This window comes from Streptomyces sp. NPDC001380, from assembly GCF_042895785.1.
Classification (GTDB): domain Bacteria; phylum Actinomycetota; class Actinomycetes; order Streptomycetales; family Streptomycetaceae; genus Peterkaempfera.
The window spans coordinates 1-19,080 of sequence record NZ_JBIAWP010000016.1 but is presented as its reverse complement, the minus strand read 5'-3'; the positions used below and the strand labels follow the sequence as shown (position 1 = coordinate 19,080).

The window sequence follows — 19,080 nt, the reverse complement described above, 5'->3', positions numbered from 1 at the left end:
CTTATTGAGGTTTCATACTACCTAATCATTTCTTGTTGGATGTATCGATGTAGGGTGGACCTGTGTCTCCGAAGCGTGCCTACGTGTCTCCCCTGCGTGAGCAGGCCGCCGCCCTCACCCGGGAGAAGATCATCGAACGGGCCACCGGGCTGTTCGCGAACCGCGGCTACGGGCTGGTCACCGTCGCCGACATCGCGGCCGCCGCCGGCGTCTCGGCGAAGACGGTGTTCGCGAGCGTGGGCAGCAAGAGCGACCTCCTGGACGAGATCGTCACGCGCGGAGTGGCCGCCTCGGGCTACCAGGAGGCCGTGCGGCAGGCCCTCGCCCTGGAGACGCCCGAGGCGGTCCTGGAGGTCCTCGCGCGCGGCACGCGGGCGGGCAACGAGCAGCACTTCCGCGTGCACGAGGCGATCCACAAGGCGCTGCCGACCCATCCGGACGGTGAGGCGCTCCGGCTCCGCGCCACCGCCGACTACCGCGACGCGCTCGACACCGTCGCGCGGCACCTGCACACCCTGCTCCCCGCGCCCTCCTGCACGCAGCGGGAAACCGCACAGGCACTGTGGTTCTGGTTCGGCCCCTCGGGCTGGCGCACCCTGGTGGTCGAGAACGCGTGCTCGTGGGAGCACGCCGAGCACTTCCTGCGCCGGACCGCCGCCGCCACGCTGTACGGGAAGTCCTGACCGGCCCGAAGAGGGCAGGCGCCGGTACCGGCGACGGGCCGCCTTCCGCCGAGGGGGCCGGCGGTGCCCAGGACCTCACGGACCCCTCCGCCCCCGCGGACTCCCCGACCCCGCCGCACCTGCACACGCGCTGCGAGGAACGGCTCCGGGCGGCGCCAGGGTCGCTGGCGGTGCGGTCCGGGACAAGGAAGGCCGACGCCCGGGTCGGGCGACTCCCCCAGGATGCCCGCACGCATGACCCACGCCGTCAGAGCCGGCCCCGAGGGGGCCGGAGTGCTGGACACCGCCCCCGGCGGGATCCGCGGAGTCGATGCCGCGCAGTGCCACGCCTCTTCGCACCGCGACGCCCGGAGCCGGACTTCACGCGGGACCGTCCACGGCCGTACCCGAGGAGCCGGGGGACGTCACCCGGGGGCCGCCCGGCATGATTCCCGAGGACCTCGCCCCCCAGGGCTGAGTCGTGGAGGACGTCTCACGTGGTGCCCCGGGTCCGTGCCCCTGGACGCTGCCGGGCCGCCGCGTTCATCCGGCCGGGCGCCAGCCCAGCGCGGGGCCGAGTCCCTGGGCGATGTCCGTGAGGATCTGGACGTAGTCCTCATGGGCGAAGGTGAGGGGAGCGCGAAGGCGACCTCGTCGACCTCCTGGAACGCGGCGTGGGCGTGGAGCCGAGGGCCGATGCTGACGCCCGGGTTGAGCCGGCCGCCGGACAGCAGGTCGACGGTCGCCAGATCCTCCGCCAGCCGCAGCGGGTTCTCCCAGCCGACCGGGATGACCGCGGTGCCGAGCTCGATCCGGCTGGTCCGCCGGGAGGCCGCTGCCAGGACGGCGACCGGGGAGCCCGCTCCTGGGGATCCCGGTGTCCGCGCGGAGGGTGCGGACCAGGTCGTCGACCGGGCGGGTGGACACGCCGGGGGCGCAGGCCCCCATGATCACCGCGTGCAGGGCCTGGCCGATGCGGCGCCGGCGCTCGGGCCGGCGGGGGAGCGGGCTGCCCGTGCGGATCCGGGGGTGGCCAGGTCCAGGTGGCCTGCCTGCGGGGTCAACGCTTTGCTGCGGTACCCGTTGCGGTGGCCGGTGCGGGTGCCGGTGTGCTGGTTCCCCCGGGCGCCGATCCGGGCGCCGATCCGGGCGCCGACGGTGCGAGGCGCGGGCACCGCCACTTCCGTCCATGCGTGAGGGAAGGGGCCGACCCGGGCCGCGGTCGAGGTCCCGGTGCGGACCGGCTCCGGAGCTGGTGGACCGTCAGACCCTGACCTGCAGAGAGAAGTCGGCTGCACGCTGGGGCGGTGCCGCGGGAGGGCGGAGATCATGGCGCAACCTCTTGACGTGTTCCCTCTAAGAACCTAATTTCACGCTGTGTGAAAAGGGTGCTGCGGCCCTTCGGGGCGCTGCCCCCGCGCTTTCGGCCCGCCCGCGCCCCGGCCTCGTCCCACCCTGCTGGCGCTCTCGTTCCCGGCCCCCGCCCGAACGCCACCACCCTGGCGCATCGCCACCCAGCACAGGAGCCAGCCATGACAACCTCCGCCACACCGGCGGCCGGTGCCCCGGGCACCGGCCGCACCCGGCGCCGCGCCGCCCCGGCCGCCCTGGGCGCGCTGCTCGCCTCGGGCCTGCTCGCCTCGGGCCTGTCCACCGTCCTCCTGGGCGCACCGCAGGCCCAGGCCGCCCCGCTCCCCACCGGGTGGGTGACCGTCACCGCCGGGAACAGCGGCAAGTGCGTCGACGCCGCGGCCGCCGGGACCGCCAACGGCACCGCCGTCCAGCAGTACACCTGCAACGGGACCGCCGCCCAGCAGTGGCGCCTCCAGCCGACCAGCGACGGATACGTCCAGGTCGACACCCGGAACGACGCCGCGAAGGCCTGGGACGTCACCGACGTCTCCACGGCCGACGGCGCCCCGATCCAGCTCTGGTCCTACTCGGGCGGCGCCAACCAGCAGTGGCTGCCGGTCGAGGAGGCCGGCGGGACGTACCACTTCGTCAGCCGCAACAGCGGCAAGTGCCTCGACGTGCCCGGTGCCTCCACCGCCGACAGCGCGCGCCTCCAGCAGTACACCTGCAACGGCACCGCGGCGCAGTCCTTCACCCTCCGCTCCGCCGACCTCCCGCAGAACCCGCCGGGCACCCCCGACCTCGGCCCCAACGTCTCGGTCTTCGACCCGTCGATGTCCTCGGCGTCCATCCAGGCCCGGCTCGACCAGGTCTTCGCCCAGCAGGAGTCGAACCAGTTCGGCCCGCAGCGCTACGCCCTGCTCTTCAAGCCGGGCAGCTACAACGTCGACGCCGACGTCGGCTTCTACACCCAGGTCGCCGGCCTGGGCCTGTCGCCGGACGACGTGACCGTCAACGGCGCGGTGCACGCCGAGGCCGACTGGTTCCAGGGCAACGCCACCCAGAACTTCTGGCGCTCCGCGGAGAACCTCTCCGTCAACCCGGCCGGGGGCACCGACCGCTGGGCGGTCTCGCAGGCCGCCCCGTACCGCCGGATGCACGTGCGCGGCAACCTGCAACTGGACGACGGCGGCTGGTCCAGCGGCGGCTTCATGGCCGACTCCCTGATCGACGGGCAGGTGCGCTCCGGCTCGCAGCAGCAGTGGCTGTCGCGCAACAGCCAGTGGGGCAGCTGGAGCGGCTCCAACTGGAACATGGTCTTCGTCGGCGACGTCAACGCGCCCGCCGGCACCTTCCCCAACCCGCCCTACACCACGGTCGCGCAGTCGCCCGTGACCCGTGAGAAGCCCTTCCTGTACGTCGACCAGGCCGGCGCCTACAAGGTCTTCGTCCCCGCGCTGCGCACCGGCACCCAGGGCACGACGTGGGCGGGCGGCAACCAGGCGGGCACCTCGCTGCCGATCGACCAGTTCTTCATCGTCAAGCCCGGCGCCACCGCGGGCGACATCAACGCCGCACTCGCCCAGGGCAGGAACCTGCTGTTCACCCCGGGCGTCTACCACCTCGACCGCACCCTGCAGATCGACCGCCCCGACACCGTGGTCCTGGGCCTGGGCCTGGCCACCCTCGTCCCCGACAACGGCGTCACCGCGGTGACCGTGGCCGACGTCGACGGCGTGAGGATCGCCGGACTGCTCGTCGACGCCGGCACCACCGGTTCGCAGACGCTGATGCAGATCGGCCCGGCCGGCTCCTCCGCCCGGCACACCGCGAACCCGACCTCGCTGCACGACGTCTTCTTCCGCATCGGCGGCGCGGGCGTCGGCAGGGCCGCCCGGAGCCTGGTGGTCAACAGCTCGGACGTCATCGGCGACCACATGTGGCTCTGGCGCGCCGACCACGGCAGCGGCGTCGGCTGGAACACCAACACCGCCGCCAACGGCCTGATCGTCAACGGGGCCGACGTGACGATGTACGGGCTGTTCGTCGAGCACTACCAGCAGCACCAGGTGGTCTGGAACGGCAACGGCGGGCGCACGTACTTCTTCCAGAACGAGATGCCCTACGACCCGCCCGACCAGGCCGCCTGGATGAACGGCGCCACGCGCGGCTACGACGCCTACCTGGTCGGCCCGTCGGTGACCACGCACGAGGCCTGGGGCCTGGGCAGCTACTGCTACTTCAACGTCAACCCGTCCGTCGTCGCCGACCGGGCCTTCGAGGCCCCCGCCGTCCCCGGGGTCCGCTTCCACGACATGGTGACCGTCTCGCTCGGCGGCACCGGCACCATCAACCGCGTCATCAACAACACCGGCGGCACCTCCAACGCCGCGAACAACGTGACCGACCTGGTCTCCGGTCCCTGATCCCGCCCGGCCGGGCACCCGGCGGGGCCGCCGTCCGCACGGCGGCCCCGCCCCCCGTTCCTTCCTCCCCTTTCACCGCGCTCCTCGGCCCCGCCCCCGCCCCTCCCTCCCACCGCAGTCCCAGGTCCCGGCACCACCCGCCCGCCCACCGTCCGCCCCGGCGGCGTCGCGCGGACCGGTGCGAGGTGGCGGTAGGCCGTCACCGCTGCCTGGACGGGGCGCTGTCCGCTGCGCTCCCGACGAGCGGATGGCCGCCCGCGTCGAGGAAGCGGGCGAGCGGCAGGGTGGCGGCGCCGACGGTGACGGCGTCGGCGCCCAGCAGGCCGAGTTCGACAGAGGTCCGGGCGAAGGGGCGGTGCAGCGCATAGGCGGCCGCGGCCGTGCGGACGGCGTCGAGCAGCCGGGGCCCGATCATCAGCCCGGCCCAGCCGCAGAGCACGATGCGTTCGGGGGCGAAGAGGTTGACCAGGTCGGCGATGCCGGCGCCCAGGTACTCGGCGGTCTCGTCCAGCAGGGTGACGGCGGCCGGGTCGCCGCTTCCGGCGGCCTCGAGCAGCGCACCGACGGCCGCCTCCTCGCCGGCGCCGGTGTGCACGCCCCAGCGCTCGGCCAGCGCCTCGGCGCCCACGTACGCCTCCAGGCAGCCGCGGGCCCCGCAGCGGCAGCGGCGCCCGCCGACCTGCAGGGTGGTGTGCCCCCACTCCCCGGCGCTGGTGCCGGTCCCGCGGTACGGCTTGCCGTCGGTGACCACGCAGGCGCCGACGCCGGACCCCAGCAGGGCGATGACGGCGTTGCGGGCGCCGCGGCCCGCGCCGAACCACATCTCGGCCTGGCCGAGAGTGATGGCGCCGTTGTCGATGTGGAGCGGCAGCCGGGTGCCCTCGGCGAGCAGCGCGCCCAGGGGCACGGCGTTCCAGCCGATGGTCTGTCCGTGCACGACCGCCCCGGAGCCGTCCGTGCCCTGCTCGACGATGCCGGGGACGCCGATGCCGACACCGAGCACCAGGGCGGGGTCGACGCGGGCGTCCCGCAGCACGGCGGACAGGCCGTCGAGGACGAGCCGGACCACCGTGGCGACCTCGTGGCCGCTGTCGGCCAACGGCCGGTCGGCGGAGGACAGCTCGGTGAGGGCGAGGTCGAACAGGGCGACCCGGACGCGGGTCTCGCCGACGTCCACGCCGACGAGGAGGCCGTGCCGGGGGGCGACCTTGAGCATGATGCGGGGGCGGCCGCCGTCGGAGCCGACCGAGCCGGCCTCCTCGACGACGCCGTCGGCGAGGAGCTCGGAGACGACGTTGCTGATGGATCCCGTGCTCAGCCCGGTGTCCCTCGCCAACTCCTGCCGGCTGAGGGGGCCTTCGAAGTACAGGTGGCGCAGAAGCGCCGATCGGTTGCCGCGCCGCAGGTCGCGCACTGTCCGACTGTCCCGCTCTGCCATGTCGGCCCTTTCCCCCTGGCGGTCCGGTGCTGTTCCGGACCTTGACGCCGGGTTTTCCCCCATGTTAAATCACGCCTTGAATTAAGACGTGACGCACCTCACTTCCACGGTTCACCCCGGAGGCGATCCCGGTCATGCGCACCACTCGTATCACGGCTCCCGCGGCACTCGCGGCCGTACTCCTCGCCTGCACCACCGCCTGCGGCGGAGGCTCACCGACCGGCGGCAGCGCCCAGGGCGGTCCCGAGGAGCTCACCTACTGGGCCAGCAACCAGGGCTCGAGCCTCGAGGCCGACAAGCAGGTCCTCACACCCGAACTCAAGAAGTTCCAGCAGCAGACCGGCATCAAGGTCAAGCTCGAGGTCGTCCCGTGGAGCGACCTGCTCAACCGCATCCTCGCGGCCGCCGCCTCCGGCCAGGGCCCCGACGTCCTCAACATCGGCAACACCTGGTCCTCCTCCCTGCAGGCGACCGGCGCCCTGCGCCCCTTCGACGCGAAGGCCTTCGAGGCCATCGGGGGCAAGGACCGCTTCGTCGCCTCCGCGATCGGCGCGACGGGCGCCCAGGGCAAGGACCCGGCCGCGGTGCCGCTGTACTCCCTCGCCTACGGCCTGTACTACAACAAGAAGATGTTCGCCGACGCCGGCATAGCCGAGCCGCCCGCCACCTGGGACGAGCTGGTCGCCGACGGCAAGAGGCTCACCAAGGACGGCACGTACGGCCTCGCGGTCGAGGGCGGCAACCCGTCCGAGAACGTCCACCACGCCTTCGTCCTCGGCAAGCAGCACGGCGCCGACTTCTTCGACGCCGCCGGCAAGCCGGACTTCACCGCCCCCGGGGCCGTGGCCGCCGTCAAGCAGTACGTCGACTTCATGGCCGCCGACAGGATCGTCGCCCCGGGCAGCGCCGAGTACGCGGCCAACCAGGCGGTGACCGACTTCGCCACCGGCAAGGCGGCCATGCTGCTGTGGCAGGCCGCCGGCTCCTCGCTGAAGTCCCACGGCATGAAGCCCGGCGACTACGGCGTCGCCCCGGTGCCCATGCGGACCAAGGACGCCACCGGCCCCACCGCGGTCAACTCGATGGTCGCCGGCATCAACCTCGCCGTCTTCAACAAGACGGCCAACGCCGACGGCGCGCTGAAGTTCGTCAAGTTCATGACCGGCGACGACGAGCAGCGGATCCTCAACGCCGCCTACGGATCGCTCCCGCCGGTCAAGGCGGCCCAGTCCGACCCGGCCTTCGCCACCCCCGACCTGAAGGTGCTCGCCGACGCGCTCGCCCGCAGCGCCGCACCGCTCCCGCAGGTCGCCGACGAGAGCCAGTTCGAGACCGCCGTCGGCACGGCCGTGAAGGACCTCTTCGCCGACGCCGCCGCCGGCCGCCCGGTCACCACCGACAGCGTCAGGACCGCCCTCCAGAAGGCCCAGCAGCAGATGCCGGCCTCGTGAGGACGCGCAGACCCGTGGCCCGCCCCGCCCTGCCCGCACAGCACGGCCCCACCGCCCCCTCCCCCGGCACCCCCCGGCCGCCGCAGGAGAGGGCCCCGGGCCGGTCCCCGCTGGCCCGGCTGCTCCCGCCGGCCCGGCTGCGGCGCGCCTGGCTGCCGTACGCGCTGCTCCTGCCGGCCCTCGCCCTGGAACTGCTCGTCCACCTGGTGCCGATGCTCGTCGGCATCGCCATGAGCTTCAGGCAGCTGACCCAGTTCTTCATCGGCAACTGGTCCGCGGCCCCCTGGGCGGGGCTGGGCAACTACCGCGTCGTGGTGGACGTCGACGCGCCGGTCGGCGCGGACCTGCTCGCGTCCTTCGCCGTCACCTGCCGGTTCACCCTGCTGTCCGTCGGCCTGTCCTGGCTGCTCGGCACGGGCGCCGCGCTCCTGATGCAGGACGCCTTCCGGGGCCGCGGCCTGCTGCGCACCGTCTTCCTGGTGCCCTACGCGCTCCCGGTGTACGCGGCCGTCATCACCTGGGCGTTCATGTTCCAGCGGGACACCGGCATGGTCAACCACCTCCTGCACGACCAGCTGCACCTCACCGGGGAGCGCCCCTTCTGGCTCATCGGCGACAACAGCTTCGCCGCACTGGTGACCGTCTCGGTCTGGCGCCAGTGGCCCTTCGCCTTCCTGTGCCTGACCGCCGGACTGCAGAACATCCCCCGCGAACTGTACGAGGCGGCCGCGATGGACGGGGCGGGCGTCCTGCGGCAGATCCGGTCCATCACCCTGCCGTCGCTGCGCCCGGTCAACCAGGTGCTGGTGCTGGTGCTGTTCCTGTGGACGTTCAACGACTTCAACACGCCCTACGTGCTGTTCGGACGCGCCGCACCCGACGCGGCGGACCTGGTGTCCGTCCACATCTACCAGTCGTCCTTCGTGACCTGGAACTTCGGCTCCGGCTCGGCGATGTCCGTGCTCCTGCTGCTGTTCCTGCTCGTCGTGACGGTGCTGTACCTGGCCGTGACCTCCTCGAGGAGGAAGGATGCCTGACGCCCGCAGCCCCATGGCCCCGCCGCGCTCGTTGGTGTGGACCCGGCGCGTCGTCCTGGGCGCGCTCACCGCCTTCGCGCTCGCACCGGTGTTCGTCATGGCCGTCTCGTCGCTGAAACCGCTCCAGGACGTGCAGGGACCCTTCCACTGGCTCCCCAGCCACCTGACCCTGCGCCCCTACCGCGACATCTGGCACACCGTCCCGCTGGCCCACTACTTCCTCAACTCGCTGATCGTGGCGGCCGGCGCGACGGCCTGCTCGGTCACCGTGGCCGTCCTCGCCGCCTACGCGGTCAGCCGCCACCGGTTCCGCGGGCGCCGTCTGTTCTCGCTGACCATCCTGTCCACCCAGATGTTCCCCGGCATCCTCTTCCTGCTGCCGCTCTTCCTGATCCTCGTCAACCTCGGCAACGCCACCGGCATCGCGCTGTACGGCAGCCGGGGCGGCCTGATCCTGACCTACCTGACCTTCTCGCTCCCCTTCTCCGTCTGGATGCTCGTCGGCTACTTCGACTCGATCCCCCGGGACCTGGACGAGGCAGCCCTCGTCGACGGCTGCGGCCCGCTCGGCGCCCTGCTGCGCGTGGTCGTCCCCGCCGCCGTACCCGGCATCGTCGCCGTGTGCGTGTACGCCTTCATGGCGGCCTGGGGCGAGGTGCTGTTCGCCTCCGTCATGACCACCACCGCCACCCGTACCCTCGCCGTCGGCCTGCAGGGCTACGCCACGCAGAGCGACGTCTACTGGAACCAGGTCATGGCCGCCTCGCTCGTGGTCAGCGTGCCGGTGGTGGCCGGGTTCCTGCTCCTTCAGCGCTACCTCGTCGCCGGACTGACCGCCGGCGCGGTCAAATGAGGCCCCCGGCGGCCGGCCCCGCGCAACCCGCCCCTGACCACCCGGCGAACGAAAGGCAGCCCGTGTCCCCCGACCTCAGCGACCTCCCCGACACCTTCGTCTGGGGCGCCGCGACGGCCGCCTACCAGATCGAGGGGGCAGCGGCCGAGGACGGCCGCGCCCCCTCCATCTGGGACACCTTCTCCCGCACACCGGGCAAGGTCGCCGACGGCGACACCGGCGACACCGCCTGCGACCACTACCACCGGTGGCCGCAGGACATCGCCCTGATGCGCGGCCTCGGCCTGGACGCCTACCGCTTCTCCATCGCGTGGCCGCGCGTGGTGCCCCAGGGCGGAGGACCGGTCAACCCCGCGGGCCTGGCCTTCTACGACCGCCTGGTCGACGCACTGCTGGAGGCCGGCATCACCCCCTTCCCCACCCTCTACCACTGGGACCTCCCGCAGGCCCAGCAGGACCGCGGCGGCTGGCCGCAGCGGGAGACCGCACTGCGCTTCGCCGAGTACGCCTCGGTGGTCGCCGAACGGCTGGGGGACCGGGTCACCCACTGGGCGACGCTCAACGAACCGCTGTGCTCCTCCTGGATCGGCCACCTGCAGGGGCTCATGGCCCCCGGCCTCACCGACATCACCGCCGCCGTCCGCGCCTCCTACCACCTGCACCTGGGCCACGGCCTCGCCGTCCAGGCGCTGCGCGCCGCCGTCCCGCAGGCCAGGATCGGCATCGTCAACAACCTCAGCCCCTGCACACCCGCCTCGGACCGGCCGGAGGACGTCGCCGCCGCGCGGCGCGCCGACGGCCACACCAACCGCTGGTGGCTGGACCCCGTCCACGGCCGCGGCTACCCCCAGGACATGGTGGAGCTGTACGGCGTGCAGCTGCCGGAGCGCCCGGGCGACATGGCGGCCATCGCCGCCCCGCTGGACTGGCTGGGCCTGAACTACTACTTCCGCGAGGTCGTCGCCGACGACCCCTCGGGACCGCTGCCCCGTGCACGTCCCGTGCGCCTGCCCGGCGTCCGGCGCACCGCGATGGACTGGGAGGTGCACGCCGACGGCCTGGAACAGCTGCTGCTGCGCCTGACCGAGGAGTACGGCGCCCGCAGCATCTACGTCACCGAGAACGGTTCGGCGTACGAGGACCGCCCCGGGCCCGACGGACAGGTGCACGACCCCGAGCGCACCGCCTACCTGGAGGAGCACCTCGCCGCCTGCGCCCGCGCGGTGCGCGGCGGGGCCCCGCTGGCCGGCTACTTCGCCTGGTCGCTGCTGGACAACTTCGAATGGGCCTACGGCTACCGCAAGCGCTTCGGCCTCGTCCACGTCGACTACCCGACACAACGCCGGACCGTGAAGGACAGCGGGCGCCGTTACGCCGACATCATCGGTGCCCACCGGCGGCGCCGCGCCGGCGGGGCCGCGCCGGGCCGGCCGGGCGCCCCGGGTCGCACTCCGCCGGTGACCCTGAACGTGCATCCGTGAGGCCGGTCGGCCGTCCGCGCCGGTCGGCCGGAAGTCCCACGCCCTCTCCGGCGTCCCCGGGGCCGCCCGGCTCATGCACCGGTGGGGCTCCGGCCCGCCGCTCCCCTGCGCAGGTTGCGGCAGCGCCCTCGCCCGCGCTCGGCGAGGCCCAGCCGCCCCACGGCCGCCGCAGGCGCCCCGCCGGGTCGGCGCGCACCCTCCACGCACGGGTGATCCCGCGCGTCCCGAACGGAAGGCCGCCGCGCGGAAGGGCGGATACGGCGTCGGGACCGGCGCCTGCATGCCGCCGCGTCGGTCGCGTACACCTGCGGCATCGCGGAGACCCGCTGGGTCAGGCACGCGCCGACGGCAGCCGCCTGACCCCGGACCGGAGGATCGACCCGGGCCGGTTCCGGCGGCCGGCCCGGCGGATCCGGCATCAGCAGAGCGCTGCGGCCTCCGCGCTCGCCGAGGGCGTGCTCACCGGTGCGGCCCTGGCCGCCACCGCCTGGGCCCGGGTCCTCGGCAAGAAGGCCGAACTGGCCACCTCCACCGGCCCCGAGCACCGGGACAGGGCAGCCGAGCACCCGGTCAAGCCGGACCAGGCCGAGCACCAGCCGGCCCCGGTCCAGTGGACCGTACCGCTGCTCACCGCCGGCATCGTGGTCCTCAACGCCCTCCACGGCGAACAGCAGCGCCCCTCCCAGCAGAAGAAGGGCATGCTCCGGCACGCCGCCCACCTCAACCAGCGCGGACCCTTCACGGGCCGCTCGTCCACGATTCGGCGAGGAGCCGTGCGTACGCGTCGGCCGCCGTCTCGTGGAGGAAGTGCCCGGTGTCGAGGACGATGCTCTTGACCCGGGAGAGCCTGCTGGTGAGGTACTCGCCGTTGGCGGGGAGCAGGATGTCGTCGTGGGCTCCGACGACGTTGAGGACCGGGGCAGTGATCCCGGGCAGCTGTCCGGCGAGGGTGCGGAGGTCGGTGGGGAAGGAGCGCACGTAGCGGGCCGACTCGATGAACCGGTCGCCGTCGTACGCCGCCAGGTAGTCTTCCCTCACCACGTCGGGCGCCGCGTAGCCCTGGCGCTCCATCTTCTCCAGGACGCCGAGCACCAGGTCCCGGCCGGTGATCCGGCGGAGCGCGTCCAGGCCGGGCGCCTCGACGAAGTCCTTGAGCCTGCCGCTCAGCTGCAGCGGGTAGGCGACGCCGCCGTTGCCGACGGCCAGGGACCTGAACCGGTCGGGCGCCGCCGCTGCGGCGAAGAGGAGCGCCGAGGTGGCGATGTCCGGACCGACCGCGTGGGGATGCGGCAGGTCGAAGGCGTCGGCGATCCGCAGGATGAAACCGCTCATCGCCGACGGCGACATCAGGTCGCCCCGGCCTTCCGAGTGCCCGAAGCCCGGCAGGTCGACGGCCACCAGCTGAACGTCCTCGGCCAGCCTGCTCCAGGCCGGCGCGAAGGCGTAGAGGCTTTCCGGCCACGGGCTCAGCAGCAGGGCCTGGTCGCCACCGCCGACCGGCCTGCTCGTCGCGTACCGGATGCGCAGCCCGTCGATGTCGCGGAAGCGCGGTTCGATTCCGACGTCCATGGTGCAGCCACTCCTCGTGTTCCGGCTCCTGCACACCCGCGTCTGCCGGTCGCCTCGATGCGCAGGGTGCAGGAGAGGGGCCGGGCGTCCGTCCGCCCTCGACCGGGACCGTCCCGCGGGGGAGGGCAGGGCCGTCCACCGGAAGGACGGATCGCGGGGCAGCGGCGCCACCGCTGAGCCGTACGGAGCCGGGTCGGCGATCAGGGCAGCGATGCCGCCTGAACCCGTGCCGGTCGTTCCCGGCACTCGAAGACCGTATGTTCGCCCTCCATCCCCGGCAAACCTCATCTGCCCGGACCGCTCCCACGCCGTCCCCGGCCGTCCGCGCCCGGGGACCCCCCGACAGCCCCGCGGCGGGGCCCTGCGGCGGCTGCCGTGCATGCCCCGGTCCGACCGGGTCCGGTGTTCCGGCCCGGTAGGTCGACCGACCGGTCGCGCCCCGGTTGCACGCGAGGCACGATGGACGGGCGACCCGCAAGGGCGGCTGTCCGATGCTGCGTGCTGCCGCACTGCCCGGCCGCCGGACCGCCGACCCGGCCGGGCGCCGGGCGTGAACGGGCCCGTGGTCCGTCCCCTCCGGGGTGGAGGCCGGGTCCCGGAGGGGCCCGCGCCCGAGCCCGCCGAGATCGTCACTGCAACGACGGCCTCCCCGCCGAGGACCGCGTACGCCACGAGGGACCCGAACCGTGGAACACGCCGGGACCACCGCCGACGCCCCCGGTGCCGGGGGGCCGCCCCGCTCCACCGGTTCGCGCCCCCCGACCGCACGACGGCGCCCTGCCGCACCCCCGGCGATCGCCGGCCTCGGCACGCAGGACGCCGTACGGCACCCCGGATGCCTGCGCGCGACCCGGGGCGGGGCAGGGTGCGACCGGCCCGTCCGGCAGAGGAGGCGCACACATTGATGGACCCGTTGAGAAGCGCCCTGTCCACGACGCCCGCCCGCTGGCTGCGGGCGCGTGATCCCGACCTGGCGGCCACCCGGCGCGCCGCGCGCACCGCCATCGTGATGCCCGTCCTCCTCGTCCTGTGCCAGGTGGTGGTCCGCTCCCCGGCGGTGGCGACGTTCGCCTCGTTCGGATCGTTCTCCATGCTCCTCCTGGTCGACTTCCCCGGTTCCCGGATGCAGCAGCTCCGGGCCTACTCCGGGTTCGCGGCGGCGTGGGCGGTGCTGATCTGCCTCGGCACGCTGACCGCCCGGCCGACCTGGCTCGCGGTGGGGGCCACGGCGGCGGTCGGCTTCCTCGTCCTGTTCTCCGGAGTCGTCAGTTCCGTACTGGCGGGTGCGACGAACGCGCTCCTCCTGGGCTTCGTCCTCCCGGTCACCTCGCCCGCGCCTCCGGCGGACCTGCCGGGGCGCCTCGCCGGCGTCGGCCTCGCGCTGTCCGCCGCCCTGCCCGCGGTCTGGTTCCTGTGGCCCCGGCGTGCCACCGAGCCGCTCAGCACGCCCGCCGCCCGCACCTGCCGGACCGTGGCGGCGCTGCTGCGTGCCGACGCCTCCCGCGTGGGAGGCGACGGAGACGCCCCCACGGCCCACGCGTGGGACGCCATGACCGCGGAGGCCCTGGCCGCGTGGACGGACCTGCGGGCCGCGTTCGACGCCACTCCCTACCGGCCCGCCGGACTCTCCACCGGCTCCCGCGCGATCGTGCGCCTGGTGGACGAACTCACGTGGATCAGCGCCATCGCCACCAGGAGCGGACGCGTGTTCCGTGACGCCCCCGCCTGCGACCCGGTCGCCCACGTGGCGCTGGAACGCACGGCATCCGTCCTCGACCTGGCTGCCGGCCTGCTCGAGAACCTCCGGTCCGGCCCGGCCGCGCTCAGGACCGCCTCGACGGGCCTCCGGAGGGCACTGGACGCCCTGGAACGCGGCGCGGCCTCACGGATCCCCGTACACCGCCGCCCCGGGAGCGACCCAGAGGTCCACTCCTTCCTCGAGGCCCTGGACGTGTCCTTCCGCACGCAGGAGATGGGCTTCGCGGCACTCCAGGTCGCGGACAACGTGCACCTGGCTGCGCGGGCCGAGCAGCGGAGCGGGCGCGAACGTCTGGCGGGGCGCGACCCCGGGAGTCCCGGCGCCCCCCTGTCCGTCGCCCGTGAACGGGCCGTCGCCCACCTCCGGCCGCACTCCGTCTGGCTGCACAACAGTCTGCGGGGAGCGTTCGGCCTGGGCATCGCGGTGGTCGTGGCGAACCTCACGGGCCTCCAGCACTCGTTCTGGGTGCTGCTCGGCACCCTGTCCGTCCTGCGCTCGAACGCCCTCAGCACCGGCCAGAGCGCGGCGCGCGCCCTGGCCGGCACACTCGCAGGCTCCCTGATCGGCGCCGGGCTGCTTGTCCTCGTGGGCCCGCACGGCATCTTGCTGTGGCTCCTGCTGCCCCTCGCCGTCCTGGTCGCGGGGACAGCCCCCACCGTCATCTCGTTCGCGGCCGGACAGGCGGCCTTCACCGTCACCCTCGTCGTCCTGTTCAGCATCGGCAGGCCCTCCGACTGGCACATTGCGCTGGTGCGTGCGGAGAACATCGCCCTCGGCTGCGCGGTCAGCGTGCTGGTGGGCATCGTCTTCTGGCCCCGTGGCGCCGCTGCCGCCGTCGACCGCGCCCTTGCCGTCGCCTACGCGGACAGCGCCCGCTACCTCGCCGCTGCCGTGGAGTACGCCGTCGGCCGGTGCGGCGCCGGTTCCGCGACGTCGGGGACCCCTGTCCGGATGGGCCGCCAGGCGGCCGCCGCCGCCCGACGGCTGGATGACGCCTTCCGCAGCTATCTGGCGGAACGGGGGCCGAAGCCGACCTCCCTGGCGGACATCACCACCCTCGTCACCGGGGTCGTCGGGCTGCGTCTCGCCGGGGATGCCGTCCTCGAGCTGTGGCAGCGCGCCGGGCCGCCATCGGACGGCAGCACCGGGGCCGACGCCTGCCACGTCCTCCTCGGCACCTCCGGCAGGGTCGCCGGCTGGTACGCGGGACTGTCGTCGCACCTGCGGGAGCCGGGACCGGCCCCGCACCCGATGCCGCACAACCCCGCGGCCGAAGCGGCCATCGTCGGGGCCGTCCGGTGCGACCTGCGCGACCCGCACGGCCGGGCCACCGACACCGCGGTCCGCGTCATCTGGACCGCCGACCACCTGAACGCGGTCCGCCGGCTGCAGCCCGTCCTGGCCGCCGCGGCGGGGCGGCACCTCGCGCGGCGCGGCGGCACCGGCCCATGAAGGGGCGGCAGTGCCGGGACCGCCGCGCTGCGGTGCACGGGGGAGCGGGCGGGACGGGCCGGTCCGGCCGCGCCGGCCGACAGGGTCAGACCCGGCCCGGAAGCCGCTCGGTGATCTCCTGCAGGATCCAGCGGTTGCCCTCGCTGTCGTGGAACGAGGCGTACGTGGCGTAGGACCGGCGCTCCGGGTCGTGGCCGGGAGCACGCCCCTCGTCACCGATGCGGAAGCCGCCGGCGAGGCCGCCGCCCTCGTCGTGGAAGGGCTCGCCGACCTCGACGCCCCGCGCGGTGAGCGCATCCCGGGCCGTGTCGATGTCGTCCACGACGAGGATCAGGCCGTCGGCCGACCCGGGCGGCGCGGCGGTGACCTGCGTGCCGAAGATGACCGAGGCGGGCGAGCCCGGCGGCGTGACCTGCATCAGCCTGTAGCCGTCGTCCGTGCTGACGTCGGCGTCGACCCTCCAGCCGAGGCCGGTGTAGAAGTCCCTCGCCCGGTCGTGGTCGGCCACCGGGACGACGACCACCTCGAGGCGGAACGGAACGGCCGTGGTGTCGTGCTGCGCCGAGCCCTCGGCGCGCTGCGGAGTACCCATCGAGGCTTCCTCTGGTCGTGGATCACGGAGGGCCCCTCCCGACCGGTCCGGCCCGGACGGGTGCTGTGCGCCCGGACGCCCGTTCCGGGCCGGACCGCCCGTGCGTCGCCAGCCACGGGTCCGGGCTCCCCGCGGCGCCTCTCGGAGGGTGTCCGGCCGGTCGGCGGCGGACAGCAACGGGACCGTCGCTGCCGATGCAAGCACAGCCCGCCCGGTCCGGCCACCTCAGCGTCCCGCTGCGCGGCCGGGCGGCCCTCCGCCCGAGCACCGGACCGCCCGCGGAGGGGGGAGACCCGCCGCAGCCCCGGTCTGACGGCAGGCGGCCTGTAGGCTAGGGTTCTTAGCGTTACATCCCTTTTGTGAAGTTCGTGAGGAACGGCACCATGTACGGGATCGCTGACATGGGGGGATCCGCGGAATGGGCCTCCGCCCGTCCCGTGAGGGGCGACGAACCGGTGTTCCCGGAGCGGTGGCAAGGCCGGGCGTTCGCGCTGGCGCTCCTCTCCAGCCGCCTCGCGTGCGGAGGTTCGAACATCGACGCCTTCCGACATGCGCTGGAGCGCCTGGACCGGGCGGCCTACATCGGCGAGGGCTACTTCGGCCGCTGGCTCAACGGGGCGGAGCTGATGCTGACCGAGAGCACCGTCCTCGCGCCGGGCGCGATCGAGGCCCGCAGCCGCAACCTGCGCGGGGAGCACGTCGAGGAGCCGCCCGCCCCGAGGCGGTCCCGACCCGACTACACGCCCGCCCCCGGTTCGCTGCGCACCGTCGACGCCGAGCCGGCCTTCGCCGTCGGTGAGCGCGTGCGGGCCAGGAACATCTCGCCGCCCCGGCACACCCGGCTGCCGAACTACGTGCGGGGGCGCCTCGGAGTCGTCGACGCCGTCCAGCCCGCCTCCGTGCTCCCGGACACCAACGCCCACTTCCTGGGCGAGCACCCCCAGCACGTCTACTCGGTCCGCTTCGACTCGCGCGAGCTGTGGGGCTCCGCCGCCGACCCCTTCGTCATCACCGCAGAGCTGTACGAGAGCTACCTGGAGGCCGCTCCGTGACCACCGCCGGCGACACGGCAGGGCGGCCTCCCGCCGCCCTGCGCACCGAGGCGCTCGAACAGCTGCTCACCGAACGGGGTCTGATCGACCCCGCCGCACTGGACGGCATCATCACCGAGTACGAGACGAACGTCGGCCCGCTCAACGGCGCGAAGGTCGTCGCCAAGGCCTGGACCGACCCGGAGTACCGGCGGCGCCTGCTCGAGGACGGCACCGCCGCCATCAAGGAGCTCGGCTTCTCGGGACCGCAGGGGGAGCACATCGTCGTCGTGGAGAACACGGCGACCACCCACCACGTGGTGGTGTGCACGCTGTGCTCCTGCTACCCCTGGCCGGTGCTCGGCCTTCCGCCGAGCTGGTACAAGGACCCCGCCTACCGCTCGCGCGTCGTCAGGGAACCCCGGGCGGTCCTGTCCGAGATGGGCCTGGAGCTCGACGACGACGTGCAGATCACCGTCCACGACTCCACCAGCGAGGTGCGCTGGCTGGTGCTGCCGGAACGTCCGCCCGGAACCGAGCACCTCTCCGAGGAGGAGCTCGTGCCCCTGGTGACCCGCGACTCGATGGTCGGCGTGGCGAAGGCGGAAGCGCCGTGAGCGCGCAGCTGGACGTCGACGGCCCTGCCGCACCCCCCCGGTCCAACGGCGAGCTGGTGTTCGCCGAGCCGTGGCAGAGCCGCGCCTTCGGCATGGCCGTCGGCCTGTGCGAGGCCGGCGCCTTCACGTGGACCCGGTTCCAGGCCGCGCTGATCGCCCGGATCGCGGCCTGGGAGGCCGCGGCGGCCCCGGACGAGCCCTACGACTACTACCAGCTCTGGCTCGCCGCCCTGGAGGACGTGCTCGTGGAGCGGTCTGCGGTGTCTGCCGGCGAGGTCGCCGAGCGCGCCGGCGCCCTCGCCCGACGGCGTCCGGGCCACGACCACCCCGACCGCCCCGGCCCCGGGCACGCGCACTGAACCGATCCGCACGCCCGTCCGTCCTCCGCACGACGCCGGCCGGCCCCGTCCCGCACGATCGGCGGAGGCGGGCGCCCCGTCCGCTGCGGAGGCCCGGAAGGCGCGGGCGGCGGTGTCGGCGTGCGGTCCGTCCGCCGGCGGGCCCGCAGGGCGGTCGGCCCGTGCGCAGGCCGGCAGGACGGCGGCGGCCGTACACGGGTGGCGGGTCACCTGTCCCGCAGGTGCCCGATCGCCGAGCCGGGCGCCCCGCGTTCCGGCCGGGCCCGGTGAGCGGGGCGCCGACGCCGGGTGCCGGTCGAGGAGCGCGTCCGTGTCCCCCCGTCCCGCGGCCGCCTTCGGGTGAGCGGCGACGTGTCGTCCTGGTCGCATCCGGCCGCCCCGGCCCGACCGGCGGCCGCCTGCGGTGCGAGGCCGGTCAGGTGGCCACGTTCTGCAGGGCGGCTGCGAGCTTCTTCAGGTCCAGGCCCTCCAGGTGGTCGAGGAAGTGCCTGCCCACGGCGGCCAGGTTGCTCGGCCAGGCCTCCTCCAGGCGGGCGAGGCCGGTGTCGGTGAGGACCGCGTTCCAGCCTCGGGCGTCCTTCTCGCACTGGACGCGCCGGACGAAGCCCTGCTCCTGCAGCCGGGTCACGACACGGGTCGTACCGCTGAGCGACATCTCGACACGGTGAAGTGCCCGTGGAGCGGCTGGGGCACGCCGTGCCGGCCTTCCCGACGATCAGTGAGGTGTGGCTGCGGCTGCTCGAGGCGCACCGGGACGGCTGAGCGCTGAACCGGCCCGAGGAGCCCGGCGTCCCTCTCGCTGTGCCCGTCCGGCATGCACGGGCGCCCGGGGTGCGGATCCACCCCTGGCGCTGCCCCGGCGGAAGCGCGCCCCGCCCGCCCGCCCGCATCGCCGGGCCGGGTGGGCCGCTACTCGGCCCAGGGGTCGAAGCCGGTGCGGAGGACGGCTTCGAGGGAGGCGCGCAGCCGGGCGGCCTCCTGGGTGCCGAAGCTCTCCTCG

14 protein-coding genes and 1 pseudogene are annotated in these 19,080 nt (G+C 74.1%); 10 read left to right on the top strand and 5 right to left on the bottom strand.

The features are described from left to right. The first annotated feature begins 83 nt into the window (after positions 1 to 83). Positions 84 to 683: a TetR/AcrR family transcriptional regulator gene (locus tag ACFY07_RS19795; protein ID WP_390870150.1), complete on the top strand. Its 600-nt coding sequence runs from the start codon at positions 84 to 86 to the stop codon at positions 681 to 683. Positions 684 to 1,342: 659 nt separating this feature from the next. Here the strand turns inward: ACFY07_RS19795 and ACFY07_RS19790 are convergent. After that, a pseudogene (locus tag ACFY07_RS19790) lies at positions 1,343 to 1,528 on the bottom strand (LLM class flavin-dependent oxidoreductase); the annotation flags it as partial. Positions 1,529 to 2,194: 666 nt separating this feature from the next. On the opposite strand from ACFY07_RS19790, the gene ACFY07_RS19785 reads away from it, so the two are divergent. Beyond that, positions 2,195 to 4,441 (top strand): RICIN domain-containing protein, encoded by a 2,247-nt coding sequence (locus ACFY07_RS19785; RefSeq protein WP_390870149.1) that lies wholly within the window; start codon positions 2,195 to 2,197, stop codon positions 4,439 to 4,441. Between the two features lie 199 nt (positions 4,442 to 4,640). Here ACFY07_RS19785 and ACFY07_RS19780 read toward each other — a convergent pair whose 3' ends face one another. Continuing rightward, entirely contained in the window at positions 4,641 to 5,879 is a 1,239-nt protein-coding gene (locus ACFY07_RS19780; protein ID WP_390870147.1) for an ROK family protein, read from the bottom strand. Between the two features lie 134 nt (positions 5,880 to 6,013). Here ACFY07_RS19780 and ACFY07_RS19775 point away from each other — a divergent pair, with 134 nt between their 5' ends. The 4 genes from ACFY07_RS19775 to ACFY07_RS19760 all read left to right on the top strand — a co-directional run bounded on the left by ACFY07_RS19775 (position 6,014) and on the right by ACFY07_RS19760 (position 10,701). Continuing rightward, the gene (locus tag ACFY07_RS19775; protein ID WP_390870146.1) at positions 6,014 to 7,330 is read left to right on the top strand and encodes an ABC transporter substrate-binding protein; all 1,317 of its coding nucleotides are present in this window, start codon (positions 6,014 to 6,016) and stop codon (positions 7,328 to 7,330) included. Between the two features lie 14 nt (positions 7,331 to 7,344). After that, positions 7,345 to 8,367: a carbohydrate ABC transporter permease gene (locus ACFY07_RS19770; RefSeq protein WP_390870144.1), complete on the top strand. Its 1,023-nt coding sequence runs from the start codon at positions 7,345 to 7,347 to the stop codon at positions 8,365 to 8,367. After that, a complete protein-coding gene (locus ACFY07_RS19765) occupies positions 8,360 to 9,220 on the top strand; it encodes a carbohydrate ABC transporter permease (protein ID WP_390870142.1) in 861 nt (286 codons plus the stop codon). The genes ACFY07_RS19770 and ACFY07_RS19765 overlap by 8 nt, the downstream gene beginning before the upstream one ends. A gap of 62 nt (positions 9,221 to 9,282) precedes the next feature. Continuing rightward, entirely contained in the window at positions 9,283 to 10,701 is a 1,419-nt protein-coding gene (locus ACFY07_RS19760) for a GH1 family beta-glucosidase (RefSeq protein WP_390870140.1), read from the top strand. 738 nt (positions 10,702 to 11,439) lie between these two features. Here ACFY07_RS19760 and ACFY07_RS19755 read toward each other — a convergent pair. Then, positions 11,440 to 12,270, bottom strand: coding sequence for an alpha/beta fold hydrolase (locus tag ACFY07_RS19755; RefSeq protein ID WP_390870139.1), 831 nt, complete (start codon positions 12,268 to 12,270; stop codon positions 11,440 to 11,442). Positions 12,271 to 13,174: 904 nt separating this feature from the next. On the opposite strand from ACFY07_RS19755, the gene ACFY07_RS19750 reads away from it, so the two are divergent. Beyond that, on the top strand, positions 13,175 to 15,481 hold the full coding sequence (locus ACFY07_RS19750) for an FUSC family protein (protein WP_390870137.1): 2,307 nt from the start codon (positions 13,175 to 13,177) through the stop codon (positions 15,479 to 15,481). An 85-nt stretch (positions 15,482 to 15,566) separates the two neighbouring features. Here ACFY07_RS19750 and ACFY07_RS19745 read toward each other — a convergent pair whose 3' ends face one another. Further along, entirely contained in the window at positions 15,567 to 16,073 is a 507-nt protein-coding gene (locus ACFY07_RS19745; RefSeq protein ID WP_390870135.1) for a VOC family protein, read from the bottom strand. Positions 16,074 to 16,432: 359 nt separating this feature from the next. On the opposite strand from ACFY07_RS19745, the gene nthB reads away from it, so the two are divergent. From nthB to ACFY07_RS19730, 3 genes are read left to right on the top strand one after another with little or no spacing between them, the layout of a single operon-like run. Then, positions 16,433 to 17,125: a nitrile hydratase subunit beta gene (nthB, locus tag ACFY07_RS19740; protein WP_390870132.1), complete on the top strand. Its 693-nt coding sequence runs from the start codon at positions 16,433 to 16,435 to the stop codon at positions 17,123 to 17,125. Continuing rightward, positions 17,122 to 17,721 carry a nitrile hydratase subunit alpha gene (gene nthA / locus ACFY07_RS19735; RefSeq protein WP_390870130.1) on the top strand — a complete coding sequence of 200 codons (600 nt, stop codon included), beginning with the start codon at positions 17,122 to 17,124 and terminating at the stop codon, positions 17,719 to 17,721. The genes nthB and nthA overlap by 4 nt, the downstream gene beginning before the upstream one ends. Next, on the top strand, positions 17,718 to 18,080 hold the full coding sequence (locus tag ACFY07_RS19730) for a nitrile hydratase accessory protein (RefSeq protein ID WP_390870128.1): 363 nt from the start codon (positions 17,718 to 17,720) through the stop codon (positions 18,078 to 18,080). Before nthA ends, ACFY07_RS19730 begins: the two co-directional genes overlap by 4 nt. Before the next feature lie 415 nt (positions 18,081 to 18,495). On the opposite strand, the gene ACFY07_RS19725 is transcribed toward ACFY07_RS19730, so the two are convergent. After that, entirely contained in the window at positions 18,496 to 18,708 is a 213-nt protein-coding gene (locus tag ACFY07_RS19725; RefSeq protein ID WP_390870127.1) for a hypothetical protein, read from the bottom strand. Between the last annotated feature and the right edge of the window lie 372 nt (positions 18,709 to 19,080).